Origin of the sequence: Limnoraphis robusta BA-68 BA1 (assembly GCF_034932365.1) — a bacterium.
Taxonomy (GTDB): Bacteria; Cyanobacteriota; Cyanobacteriia; order Cyanobacteriales; family Microcoleaceae; genus Capilliphycus; species Capilliphycus robustus.
Genome location: NZ_JAYGHR010000061.1, coordinates 256,917 through 270,639, shown reverse-complemented (window position 1 = coordinate 270,639; position 13,723 = coordinate 256,917). Strand labels below are relative to the sequence as shown.

At 43.1% G+C, this 13,723-nt stretch carries 8 protein-coding genes and 1 tRNA gene; 6 read left to right on the top strand and 3 right to left on the bottom strand.

Going from position 1 to position 13,723, the window contains the following annotated elements; translation table 11 throughout:
- The first annotated feature begins 62 nt into the window (after positions 1-62).
- The 3 genes from VB836_RS14435 to VB836_RS14425 all read left to right on the top strand — a co-directional run bounded on the left by VB836_RS14435 (position 63) and on the right by VB836_RS14425 (position 4,616).
- Entirely contained in the window at positions 63-1,154 is a 1,092-nt protein-coding gene (locus VB836_RS14435; RefSeq protein ID WP_323220059.1) for an ATP-binding response regulator, read from the top strand.
- Between the two features lie 136 nt (positions 1,155-1,290).
- Positions 1,291-3,639, top strand: coding sequence for a DNA phosphorothioation-associated putative methyltransferase (locus tag VB836_RS14430; RefSeq protein ID WP_407659673.1), 2,349 nt, complete (start codon positions 1,291-1,293; stop codon positions 3,637-3,639).
- Between the two features lie 146 nt (positions 3,640-3,785).
- Positions 3,786-4,616: a pentapeptide repeat-containing protein gene (locus VB836_RS14425; RefSeq protein WP_323220055.1), complete on the top strand. Its 831-nt coding sequence runs from the start codon at positions 3,786-3,788 to the stop codon at positions 4,614-4,616.
- A 3-nt stretch (positions 4,617-4,619) separates the two neighbouring features.
- On the opposite strand, the gene VB836_RS14420 is transcribed toward VB836_RS14425, so the two are convergent.
- From VB836_RS14420 to VB836_RS14410, 3 genes are read right to left on the bottom strand one after another with little or no spacing between them, the layout of a single operon-like run.
- A complete protein-coding gene (locus VB836_RS14420; RefSeq protein ID WP_323220053.1) occupies positions 4,620-7,097 on the bottom strand; it encodes a glycosyltransferase family 39 protein in 2,478 nt (825 codons plus the stop codon).
- A 33-nt stretch (positions 7,098-7,130) separates the two neighbouring features.
- Positions 7,131-8,291, bottom strand: coding sequence for an RNA-guided endonuclease InsQ/TnpB family protein (locus VB836_RS14415; RefSeq protein ID WP_323220051.1), 1,161 nt, complete (start codon positions 8,289-8,291; stop codon positions 7,131-7,133).
- A complete protein-coding gene (locus VB836_RS14410; RefSeq protein ID WP_323220049.1) occupies positions 8,212-8,787 on the bottom strand; it encodes an IS607 family transposase in 576 nt (191 codons plus the stop codon). The genes VB836_RS14415 and VB836_RS14410 overlap by 80 nt, the downstream gene beginning before the upstream one ends.
- Positions 8,788-8,994: 207 nt before the next feature.
- Here VB836_RS14410 and VB836_RS14405 point away from each other — a divergent pair.
- The 3 genes from VB836_RS14405 to VB836_RS14395 all read left to right on the top strand — a co-directional run.
- A tRNA-Phe gene (locus VB836_RS14405) sits at positions 8,995-9,067 on the top strand.
- Between the two features lie 524 nt (positions 9,068-9,591).
- Positions 9,592-10,488, top strand: coding sequence for a C39 family peptidase (locus VB836_RS14400; protein ID WP_049558606.1), 897 nt, complete (start codon positions 9,592-9,594; stop codon positions 10,486-10,488).
- 284 nt (positions 10,489-10,772) lie between these two features.
- Positions 10,773-13,723 (top strand): nSTAND1 domain-containing NTPase (locus VB836_RS14395; RefSeq protein WP_323220045.1); only part of this gene is annotated, 2,951 nt, incomplete at its 3' end.

Sequence of the window (13,723 nt, the reverse complement as noted above, 5' to 3'; positions counted from 1 at the left end):
AACTTGTTTTTGAGCTTGCAGAATGCTCTAAATTTTGTCAAAAAAATTGTTTGTAGAGAAAAATGAACGCCAAAATATTAATTGTTGATGACGAACCCAATAACTTTGATGTGATTGAAGCCCAACTTTTAGAAGAATACTATGAATTAAGCTATGCTTCCAGTGGAATAAAAGCCTTACAACGTCTAGAATTATTTCAGCCTGATGTTATTCTATTAGATGTGATGATGCCTGATATGAATGGGGTAGAAGTGTGTCAGCGAATCAAATCAAATCCCCAATGGTCTCATATTCCCATTGTTGCAGTCACAGCTCTCAATTCTAAGGAAGATATGGCACGATGTTTAGAGGGAGGGGCAGATGATTTTATTTGTAAACCCGTCAGTGGTATAGAATTACGGGCAAGAATTCGATCTATGCTGAGAATCAAACAACAATATGATACCTTACAAAAACAACGGGATACCCTCGCTGATATTCTCAAACTTCGCGAAGAAATGTCACATATGCTGGTTCACGATTTGCGAAACCCAATTTCTTGTATTCTCTTTGCTGGAGAACTTCTAAAAGAACAAGAGCAACTATCGGAATCAAGTCAAACAAAAGTTGAACGGATTGTGGCTTGTGGACACCGATTACAATCTTTAACCAATGATTTATTAGTCATGGCAAAACTGGAATCTGGACATCTCATTCTCCATCGGCAATCGGTCGATATTTGTCAGTTGTTTGAGCAAACGATCTCTGATTTTGAAACCCTTGCAGCCCAGAAAAAAATTAGGTTGATCGCTGAAATTCCCCGGATTCAAAAATTCGTTTATCTGGATGCTAACTTATTTCGACGGGTGTTAGATAACCTGCTATCAAATGCGATTAAATTCTCGCCGAAAAACAGTCAAATTAATTGCCGAGTCAACTATCCCCAAAATGAAGCCTTTCAAGTGAGAATGATCCTCTGCGATCAAGGTTCTGGTATTAGTAAAGATCTTAAACAGATTATTTTTAATAAATACGCCGTTGGGACTGTCGTAGAAGGAATTGAACAAATGGGTTTAGGTTTAGCATTTTGTAAGATGATTGTAGAAGCTCACGGAGGTCAGATTTTTGTCGAAGACAATCAACCTCAAGGGGCAATATTTACCCTAGAAATTTAGCCGTTTTTCGCTGCAAAACCCAAAAAAGTGACATTTGTTACAATAAATTCTCAGATTTGTTATATACTTAGGTATAGGATTGACACCCCTGCTATTCTGGGTTAAACAGATGAGTATCAGTGATATCGCTGCCTCGATGCACTTATCGACGGAATCCCGTCTTGCAGTTTATCCTGTCGCTCAACCCCCAGATTCTCTAGGCGTTCCCCTCACCGTTAATGATCTGATTTTTGCTCTGGCTCAACGGGCTGCTATTTTTAGACTACCGCCTAATCTAACATTGCTGTCTCAATTCCCGCCGACTGTACAACAGGAAATTTACAACACTTTTGGCAGTTATGGGCGAGTCTGTCAAGTCGTCAATCAAATTTTATTACACCTGACTCAACAATGGGCGATCGCAGATTATTGTCAACGCAGCAAAATCGGTAAAAAACTCCCCAACGCCCTTTATGTTCATCTGAGTGCAATTGATCAGCTTGATCCGGCTTTGCGTCTATACGAATCTTGGAGTCGAGACATCTTAGGAAATCTCGAAGGCGTGACACTGGTTAAATTTCATACTCATAAACCCGTTGTTTCTTATTTATATTACCCCGATTTTGATGATGATCCCCATCCGGCTTTAGTGGCGAGTCTGATCGTCAATATTCAAACAACTCACATCAAAAGTCACGACTATTCTGATAGCGATAATCCGCCGATTCTTCACCGCAAAGAAACTTTTGTTACTTCAGACTATCCTGATTATCAAAAATTTTCCCGTTTGACAAAAGCCGAAGAAAAACTCGGACTGTTAGAGTCTAAACCCAGTTTATACCCAACCGATCCATCCATTTCAGCCGAAGAAAGACGCATCTATCACACCATTGGAACTCGCAAAGGATGGATGCAACATCTCGCCCGAAAAGGCGTAGAAATTCGCGATCATCGGATTATTTCCATTGAACGAGATCAAGAAAATCCCTTAGAATTCGTCGCGATCCCCAAGATAGAACGTCACAAAGCGGCTTTAGTTCGTCGTTCCCTTTCTCGTCCCGTGCGGTTAGCCGTAGAAGCCGACTTATTCACCGAAAATACAACATTTTTTGACTATGGTTGTGGCTACGGAGGCGATATTCAACGCATCGGCGAAAAAGGCTATGAAAGTTCGGGATGGGACCCTTACTATTCACCGGATACACCGCTCAAAGAAGCGGATATTGTCAACTTAGGTTATATCATTAATGTCATTGAATGTCAACAGGAGCGACGCCAAGCATTACTCAAAGCCTGGGAACTGACCAAACAGGTTTTAATAGTCGCCGCCCAAATTTTAATTGATGATCGCGATCGGGGAATTGTTGCTTATGGAGATGGAGTGATTACCAATCGCAATACCTTTCAGAAATACTATGAACAAGAAGAACTGAAAATCTATATCGATCAAGTCTTAGAGGTGAATGCAGTTCCCATTGATATGGGCGTTTATTTCGTGTTTCGGGATGAAACCCAAGCCGAAAATTTCCGGGCTTCTCGCTTTCGTTCTCGCTTAAGTTCTCCGAAAATTTGTACACAAGTTAAACGATTTGAAGACTATGAACAACTCTTGCAACCGTTGATTAAATTTGTCAGCGATCGCGGACGTCTTCCGGTAGCCGGAGAACTGTCATCAGAAGCCGATATTCGAGAGGAATTTGGAACATTCAAAAGAGCATTTAAACTCATCTTACAAGCAACAGATCCCGAAGAATGGGAAAAAGTAGCCGATCGCCGTCGTCAGGATTTTCTCGTCTATTTAGCGTTGAGTCAGTTTAGTCGCCGTCCCAAAATTTCCCAACTTTCAGAAGTTGTCCAAAACGATATTAAAGGGTTATTTGGCAGTTACAAGAAAGCTTGTATTTTAGCAGATCTTATGTTATATAGTATGGGAAACCCAGACGTGATCGCTGACTGTTGTTCTCATAGTCCAATAGGTCAGAAATATACTCACTCGCTCTGGGTTCATCTTTCCGCCTTGGAAAAACTTGATCCCCTACTGCGTTTGTACGAAGGTTGTGCGAACCGAACTTTAGGTCGGCTAGCCGGAGCAACCCTCGTTAAATTTCATATCAGAAAACCGAAGATTACCTACTTGTTTTACCCGGATTTTGATACCGATCCGCATCCTGCATTGCACACGCAAATGGAAATCGACTTACGCGATCTCCATGTCACTTATCAAAGTTACGAAGGGCCTAATCCACCTATTTTGCATTGCAAACAAGCCTATGTGACGCCAGAATATCCCCAGTATGAAAAATTTGCCAAACTCACTCGTCAAGAGGAAGATTGGGGACTTCTAGATGATTTCCAAGCGATCAAAACACGCCAGGGTTGGTTGAAATGCTTAGAAGAACACTGTGCTGAACTCAGAGGTCATCGCGTCTACTGGCGTACCGATGCCGATCCTTACCGGAGGAAATTAATAGAATATGCTCGTCGCGCCCGTCAAAAAACGCACTGATATACCGCCTATTCTACCGAAAAAAGAGGTGATGGATTCGTCAGAATCGAGACGGAAATTTCCTAACCGAGAAGTTTAAGATTTTCTAATCAAACTCAATTGAATCTTAACTTCGCAATTTTTACTCAATCCTCAAAACAATAATCATGGAAACTCAAACACTTCTCAACCACTACGCTCACGGTAAGAGAGATTTCCAGGAAGCTTTTCTGATCGGAATCAAGCTTGTTGGGATTAACCTCAGTGGAGCGAACCTGAGTGGAGCGAACCTGATCAGTGCAGATTTGTCCAATGCCAACTTGAGTCAAACGAACCTGACAGGCATCAATCTCACCAATTCTACCCTGATCGAAGCCAATCTCAAAAGTGCCGATCTCACCGACGCTTACATTAGTGAAGCCAACCTCACCCGTGCAGATCTTAGCGGCGCCCAACTGCTGAATGCTTACCTCAAAGAAGCCAACTTCACCCATGCTCAACTCGTCGAGGCGAATTTAATGGGGGCGAACCTGAGTCATTCCAAACTCACTCACGCCAATTTAAGCGGGGCTAACCTCCTGAATACCGTCTTAACGGGAGTTAACCTCATGGGTGCCAATTTAAGCGGCGCTAACCTCACAGGCGTCGAACTCTGTGGCGTGAACCTGAATGCAACAGAAATTGATGAAACCACCCAACTCAGCGAAAAATGGCGTTTAGTACAGAAAATCGTCACCCAAGGCGCTGTCGGTTGGGATTTGAGCCATGTAGACTTAAGCTGTGCTAGCTTAGTCGGCGTGAACTTCACCGGAGCCGATCTCACAGGGGCGAACCTCGCCAGAACCCATCTCAGCAGCGTCGATCTCAGCAATACCAAAGTTAAAGATGCCAGTTTCATGGCTTGTACAGGTTTATCAAAAGCCACCAAACTTGCTCTCAAAGAACAAGGCGCAATTATAGACTTTGATTTGACCCCCGCAGAAGTTCAAGTCAGTTAACCCCTAACGCAACGCTTGTAGATCCTGCCAAGCCTGAATCAGATTTCCCTGCATCAATGCTGCAATTCCCCTTAACGCTTGGAATTCGCTTTGATCGGGGTTTAATTCTAAAGCCCTTTGAATAGCCAGTTTTGCGGCTTGGGGATGCAAAGCATACAGATGAATAAAAGCCAGATAAGCGTGGGCGTTGGGGTTTTGCGGATCGAGTTGCGTGACTTTTTCTAAGGCGGCGATCGCTCTGGGTGCATCTTGTTTTAACACCGTCGCTAACGCTAAAGCATAGGCATAGTCTAAATTGTCGGGTTCAGTCTGTAAACGGTAAGTTAACGTTTTTTCCGCCTGAACGGTATAATCTTGAATCGGATCGTATTGGTTAATGCGTCCAACTTGATCAAACACAGGTTCAAGTCCGGGTATTCCTTGAGGTAAATTCAGTGCTAACTGTCGCAGTTGAGACACTAAATCTAATTCTGGAGCGGGTAATTTTGGCGACTTGGGGTTAATTTCGACTGTAACAGGCGGAACGGTGATTTTGTAGGTTTCTCCCGTTTCTCGGTTTAAATAGGTCGCCTCTAGGCGATAAACTCCCGGTAAAATATCTTTTGGTGGTAACATCCCCATGCGTTCAAGAACTTGAAAGCCGGAATTGGTTTCATTTTCTCCTAATGATCCAGAATGCAAAGTCCCAGAGGCGATCGCATGATCATGTAACCATTCAGACGAACCCTTTGCTGTTGAAGGGGTTTGTAATTTCCAGGTTAATATCACTAACCCCGACTGAAGTTGTTCCCAAGAACCTGACCACACATAAATAATCGGAATCGCTGCATCTGGAGGAACCTGGGGTGATACAATTACTTGAGACAGTTGAACAGGTTCAGAAGCATTGGGTTGGGGAGAAACTTCAATATAAGGCGTCTGACGATGATAAAGATTGAAAACCGTATTATCGGGTAATAACCAGCGCTTGTGTAACTGAAATTGTCGCCCTTGTTCAATTTCCCGTACAATAGCAACTTGTGCTTCATTAATGCGTTCAACCATCCCTTGTTGACCCGTTTTGGTGACAAACCAAGAGAGCGATAAAGAATCTTGACTGACCTGTTCTAAACGAGTTCCCACTTGGCGCCCATAAACTTGTTCATCCCGCAAAGCGCCAAAATAATTAAGATTATGTTGATTAACGTCTGGCGTTGACGGTAACACCCCTAAAGTAGACTGTAAATAGGGTTCTGTTTCAATGATTTCATTAATCACCTGTTCATGGGGCCATTGTAAACCCAGATGGGCAATGCGATCGCCTCCAGGGCTGAGAAAAGCCGCCATTCGTCGTCCCCAAACCCCGCCAATCGGCCATAAATTGAGTAACATTAAGACAATGGCTAAACTGACAGTTATCCCCCGCACCGTTTTTCCCCAACGTTCGGGCCATAAGGTTAAACCGTAGGCGAGAAAAATAGCCGAAACAGGTAATAAGGGTAAACTGTAGCGAAAGTCTTTATTGATATTCAACGAACATAACAAATATCCGCCGATCCAAAATACGGTTAACCATTTTAAAGCGGGAACATTAATCGGTTTTGAGAGGAATTTAGGATAAAATAAATAAAGAAGAAACCCGACAAGCGGAACGATTAATAAGACCCAAGAAACATGATAAGGGAGTAAGTTCCAATAATAAATCCAAGCATCCAAGGTATTTAACGCCGGATCTCCTTCGGCTAAAGCAGAGTCAATTGTTGCACGTTTTCCAGAGGTTAGCATGAGTAGCCAGTTCGTTCTCACCCAAGGCGTTAAGATCAAAGCTGATAATAATAATCCAACAGTTAACTGAATTAAGCTTTTCCAGCGTCGCTGTTTAACGGCTTCTATACTCACCCAAACGAGCGGAATAAACAGGAAAAATAACGCGGTTTGTTTGACCAACATGGCGAACCCAAAGGATAAACCAAAAGCGATCGCCCAAAACCATTTTCTTTCGCTATATTTCCACTGGGTTAGACAACAAAAACTTAAAGCGATCATCACCGTGATCGGATAGTCGATCAAATATTGTAGGCGATAAACATACAGCCCCGGTAACAAAACACAAATCAGACAAGCCCAGAATGCGACTCGTGGGTTAAACAGTCGAGAAGCAATTCCGTAGACCGAAGCGAGTAAAATACCCGTAAACACGATATAAACAAGAGGGGAGCGATCAGGGCCAATTCCAAATAAATTTAAAAACGGTATCGTCAGAATATAGGTGAGGGGAGGAACTTTTGGAGACAGCATCCACATCTGTTCCCACCAGTCAGAAGAAAACCATTGGGGATGTTGGAATACCCGCCAATAGTTTAACGAATGGGTGAGATAGTCCGCCTGATCCCAAGCGGGAACTGAGCGATCAAAAGCAAACCAGATGCGATCACTGATTATACTAGACAGCCAAATCAGCAACAAAGCGATCAAGCCGTTGAATTTATTCTTGTCTGTCACCAACTATTACCGATACATTTTTGCTAACGTTTGCTAACAAACACATAGGTTGAGAGATTCTCTCAGCCAGGGCGTATCAACCAATGCCCGTAGGAAAATCCCACGAGCACCATTTAGATCCCGGTTCATCTTCAATCCAGTGGAGATCGACTTAATAGTTCTAGCTCCACCTAGATTGTTGACAATTTCACCAGTCCACGACACCGTTTTTGAAGTGTAAGCTTCGTTGCAGTCAATCACTTTCTTGGACTGTTCCCAAGCTTTCCACTTGAGGAATGTCTTAAATTCGTAGTGAGAAAGTGTTAGCATCTGTCGAACAGATTTGTTTCTCAACTTACGGCGTGATTTAGATACCATCTGGGATGTCTCAAACGTTGGCAGTAGAATTACATCAAAGTTGTCAACTAGAAATCTAGCTGTTTTGTGATGCAATTCTTTGACCAAATTCTTAATTTTACAGCGAAGTCTACTTGCAGCTTTCTTTAGTCTTTGTTTCTGCTTGGATGGAGATTTTGAGATTTTTGATACTAATCTATCCAATCGAAAACAAAGTCTCTGAATGTACAAGTTAGAGTCATTCCCCAACCAACCAAAAGACTTTTCACTAAAAAACGTCATAAACGTGCGAACACCGGGGTCTAAGGCAACCAGTCTGCCTTGGTTATCGGACTGGACTGATTGCACTTGTTCAGAGACAACTAGATAATACTCGCCATAAGCCAGCGTTAACCTACCGTCACTGAATTCTGCTGGTAACGCTTCTTTTAATCGGCACTTACCCAGTATTGAGTGGTAAATTCCACATTGTTTTATAGCCGATTTCGGAATAAAAATAGATTGTTTTGTGTTTTTCCTACTCCGGAATCGGCATTTTCTAATTTGTCCGTCTTTCTTGAATCCCTTTTTAGCTACTTTTACAGCAAGGCAAGCGTCTTTAATAGCAATTGACTTAACTTGAAAGGGGACAGCCTTAGCCCATTCAGGCAAACTGTTTAATATCCCTGTCTTAATTGCCATCCAGTTAGCCTTTGTGTCTGGTTCTTGGAGATATTTGATCGTTGTGTTGTAAACAAAACGACTAACACCAAACCATTGTTTAAGTAAGGCTTTCTGTTCAGAGTTTAGGAATAGACGGATCTTCCTTGATTTTCTTGCTGTAACTTCTGAGTCCGTGCATTCGGCAAGAAAATACATGAAGGATAGCGAGAAGATCGGTTGTAAGTTCGGTTTCTGGACAGTGAACTTTTCTGTCAAGAACCACGATTTCTCCACCGTTTTGTTCAACCATATACTCGAATAGTTCAAATCCGAATCTGCACAATCGATCACGACAGGCAATAACAAGCGTGAGCTTATCGCCTCGCATAAGTCTGACCAGTAGGGCTTGCAAGCCTTTTCGCTTGAAATTGAGGCTCTCGCCAGTATCTTTGATGATTTCGGCGTCTGGGTACTGCTGACGCATGAATTCAATTTGTCTAGCGAGGTCATCTCGCTGCTTGGTTGAACTGACCCGACAGTAGCAAACAACGGCAGATCTAGCTGCACTTCGCTGGTAGGACTCGACATCATAGAGTCTTTGCCCTGCCTCGTTTTTGATGCTTTTGATTTTGCCTTCATCTGCGTATTTCCTCAAGGTGTGGGGATGCAAGCCCAGAAATTCGACCGCCTTTCTGAGTGGTATATATGCCATGAGTAAACCGTAGCATATATAAGCAAATATAAGTAAATTATTTACTGTTGATTAACCTCTATCCCCAATTTCTCCGATGCTACACTTGAGCGGGATGGATCGTCTAGTCTGGGGTTTCAGGGGGATCTGCGAGGCTCAAAAAATTTTTGCAGATCTACTTGCAAAATTCTGGAGGAATCTGCTATCCTAGTTAGGCAGTAAAAAAAAGCCGGGATAGCTCAGTTGGTAGAGCAGAGGACTGAAAATCCTTGTGTCGGGAGTTCAAATCTCCCTCCTGGCATCTTAATCTAATTCCGGGGAACCCTTACAGTCACTTCTTTGAGTGACACTCATTTAGGTGACTAGACCAAAGTTTGTTTTTAGGTTACCGTAAAGAGGTTGAAAGAAACAGGATTATTCTGATTTTCTTAACTTTTCTGCAACCCAAATATAGGTATTAATCCTTCAATGTACAGGCACAAAAAAGCTGGGGTCGGTGACACCTGTACTTTTGGCGCTTGTAAAAAACTAACCCATCGGTTAGTACGGTTGTTTGATAGATTCTTGTACTGTTGTTTTACGGAGATCAAACAACCATAGTCGAAAGTCTTGTTGACCATTTCAAAATTTGAACAACCGATTAATTTGAGGCTATTTATAGTTGTACGGTTGGCAGATTATTACCGATTAAACCCTGTAAACCTGCTGGTATAAACCATTCATAAAAACATATTTTTCACCCAAAAATATAAAATTTAAAGAGTGAAATGAGAAATTGAAGTGAGTTTAGACCAGCTATCCCGTTAACTTTTTATGGAGGACAATATGAACACCTTGAAGTATACGTTACGATTTACCTCGGATTCTCTGCTGAAAGTTAGACCTTTGGAAACTTCCCTTTTATCTCCCGAAGAAATTCTTACCTATCATGCTGGAGATGAAATTTTCATTAGTGCTTACACTCCCAATTTACAGGGGAAATATATTCGGGTATATTTAGATGAATTTGATGCTCGTTCTATTGAAACAGCACCCAAACAATATTACTGTTATGGTAAGGATGTTGAAATTGTATTAACCGCAGTTTCTCGCGGCGAAGAACCCAGTCAACAATATCCGCCTGTACTTCCTCCAAAAGTTGATTTAAAAGTTCCTTATCATTCTCAACTGAATAATTTAGAACATCCTTTGGGAACTTGTAACGTGACCTGTGTGGCGATGGTTCTCAAATATTATGGCATTGATTCTCGCAGCGCACAAGACATTAACAATGATGTGCAACTGGAAGATGTGTTATTTCGTAAAACCGAAGAATGGGATCAACAGTATGGATATACAGGTGGAGTGAAAAGTCGCCATCTTCCCGAATTTCTTCAACGATTACTGCGAGAATGGGGTGAAGAACATGGCCCCGGAAAACTTCAGAACACTACTTTCAAAAATGTGACAACCGAAACCGAAATTAAACAACATTTAGCCAAGGGTCATCCGGTAATTATTCACGGATATTTTACCAACTCCGGTCATATTATTGTCATTAAAGGATACGACGAAAAAGAAAAAGTTTGGATCTGCCACGACCCCAACGGGAAATGGTTAGGATATCAAGGCGGATATGCCGATGAAAATATTAGTGGCGGTGATGTTCGTTATAGCTATGCTGAGGTTCGCACGGTTTGGGATGTTGATGGGGAAAGTTGGTGTCATTTTCCCCTATCTTAATCCCTTTTAGCTACTCATAACTTCCAACGGGACTATTTGAACCTGAAACAGCCTTCGGTTGCAGTTTTATTCAATTGGACATTCAAATAAAGTTCGGGGAATCCCGGAAGTCAAATCCGTTCCCCTACTGCTCAAACTCAACGCTGAAGGGGATTTCAGCCTTTTATTTTTCGATTGGCTTCGGTGCAGTTTATAACTATATTATTAAGTCAAAATCTTTGGAGAAGTCAAGACTCAAAAATGGGCCACTTATATACAGCATCATTGCAACTGCAAGCTGATTTATGACAAATCAAACAAGTCCCAAAACGATTTTAATATTAGCAGCCAATCCCCAAAATACTACTCGGTTGCGACTGGAGGAAGAAATTCGGGAAATTGATGAGGGGTTGCGACGGGCCAATCAACGACATCAGTATAAATTAGAACAAAAGTTAGCAGTTCGTTCTCGTGATTTTTATCGGGCAATATTAGATTATACACCATCAATTGTTCACTTTTGCGGACATGGAGTCGGTCAGGAAGGAATTGTTCTCGAAGATGATACGGGGAAAAGCGCGGTGGTGCCAACCAATGCCCTCGCCAGTATGTTTAAATTATTTGCTACAAAGGGTGTAGAGTGCGTTATTTTAAATGCCTGTTATTCAGAAGTTCAAGCCACAGCCATTAGTCAATATGTAAATTATGTATTAGGAATGAATCAAGCGGTGGGGGATAAAGCTGCCGTTGCTTTTTCCGTTGCTTTTTATGATGCTCTAGCCGCAGGATATGAAGTGGAAGAAGCCCACGAATTAGGGTGTTCGCAGATGATGAGTTTCTTAGAACATGAAACTCCCGTTTTAAAGAAAAAACCGTTAAGAGATTCTGAGATTGATTCTGAGGATAATCCCGATTTAACAGCTTTTAAAGATTTCATTCCGCCGAACCCTTATCAGGGATTAGCCGCTTTTGGAGAAGAAGATGCGGACTTCTTTTTTGGACAGGAAAACTTTGTTCATAAATTAGTAGAAGCCACGAACCAACAGCCATTAGTTGGGGTAATAGGGCCGAGTGGAAGCGGGAAATCTTCGGTGGTATTTGCCGGATTAATTCCGAAATTGAGAAAAGAAGGAAACTGGTTAATTGAAATTTTCAAGCCCGGAAAAGACCCGTTTTTACCCTTAGCTTTTGCCTTGGTTAGACAACTCGAACCGGAAGCGGGAGAAACTCACAAAATGCGGGAAGCAATGGGACTCGCCAGTGATTTTCAACAGGGTAGAATCACCGTGCAACAGGTCATTTCTCAGATTTTAGAACGGAATCCGGGGAAACGCTTATTGTTAGTTGCTGACCAATTAGAAGAACTGTTTACCCTGTGTCCAGTCAAGGAAGAACAGAAACGCTTTGCCGATGAATTACTGGCGACTATTCCTCAAGAAAATATTAGATTAGTTTTTACCTTACGGGCGGATTTTTATGGTTATGTCCTGTCCTATCGTCCGTTTCGGGATGCGTTAGAAACCTATACTCCAAAATTACTCAGTTCGATGAAACGGGAGGAATTACAACAAGCCATTGAACTTCCTGCCCAAAAGTTAGACGTGCAATTGGAAGACCAATTAACCGAAAGAATTCTCGATGACGTGGGGCAAGAACCGGGGAATTTACCGTTATTAGAATTTGCCCTAACTCGCCTGTGGGAAAAACAAAAATACCGAACCTTAACTCACGCAGCCTATGACGAAATTGGGGGCGTTAAAAAAGCGATCGCCAACCATGCAGAACAAGTTTACCAAAAACTGAGCGACACCGAGAAACAACAAGCCCAACGAATCTTTTTGCAGTTGGTGCGTCCAGGGGAAGGAACCGAAGACACCCGACGAGTAGCGACCCGTGAAGAAGTGGGGGAAGAAAACTGGAATTTGGTGAGTTATTTGGCGGGACATCAAGCCCGTTTGGTGGTGACGGGACGGCATCAAAAAGACCTAACCCCCCTGCCCCCTTCCCTACCTCTCCCTAACCCTCTTTATCCCCCCTGCCCCCCTTGGAAAGGGGGGTTAGGACAGCAGGAGAATGAAAGCGTTTCTGCTTCTAAAGAAGGGAAAGAACAGAATCAAAGCCCCTCGCCTCGCCGGAGAGGGGTTGGGGGAGAGGTCACTTCTAAAGAAGGGAAAGAACAGAATCAAAGCCCTTCCCCTCGTAGGAGAGAGGTTGGGGGAGAGGTCACTTTTGCAGAAGATAAGGAACAACATCAAAGCCCCTCGCCTCGCAGGAGAGGGGTTGGGGGAGAGGTCACTTTTGCAGAAGATACCGTAGAAGTCATCCATGAAGCGCTCATTCGAGAATGGTTAACGCTACGGGAGTGGATGAATGCAAACCGTCAGTTTAGAACCTGGCAAGAACGGTTAAAACTATCCTTGCGAGAATGGAAAAAGAATAACCATGACGCCGGGAATTTGTTGCGGGGTGCGCCGTTGACGGTAGCCGAAGATTGGTTGCAAAAACGGGCCGATGAAATGACCCAGGAGGAACGAGATTTTATTCAAGCAAGCCTCAAAGACCAAAATAAACAGAAACGGATACGCCAACTCGCTGTTTTGAGTCTGGCTGGCGGTTTTCTGCTGACTTTGGGTTTAGCAGGAATGGCAAGTTTCGGTTTATGGAAGGCTCGTATCAGCGAAATTAATGGTCTAGCTCAATATTCCGATGCGCTGTTAAGTTTAGATGGGTCAAAAGCGGTCAAAACCAGTTTAAAAGCAGCTATGCGAATGCAACAAACACCCCTGGTCGATGTTGATACCCATACCCAGGTGGAACTCGCATTATTAAATATTGTCTCCAATGTGGCAGCACCAAACACTTTGGGAGGACACGTGAACTGGGTTAGGGCGGTGAGTTTCAGCCCCGATGGCAAACTTCTGGCGACGGCTAGTGGTGACAACACGGTGAAACTGTGGGATGCCAGCACTGGCAAAGAAATCAAAACCCTCACTGGGCATACCAACTCGGTTAATGGGGTGAGTTTCAGCCCCGATGGCAAAACGCTGGCGACAGCGAGTGGTGACAACACCGTGAAACTGTGGGATGCCAGCACCGGGAAAGAAATCAAAACCCTGAGAAGGCATACCAACTGGGTTAATGGGGTGAGTTTCAGCCCCGATGGCAAACTTCTGGCGACGGCTAGTGGTGACAACACGGTGAAACTGTGGGATGCCAGCACTGGCAAAGAAATCAAAACCCTCACTGGGCATACCAA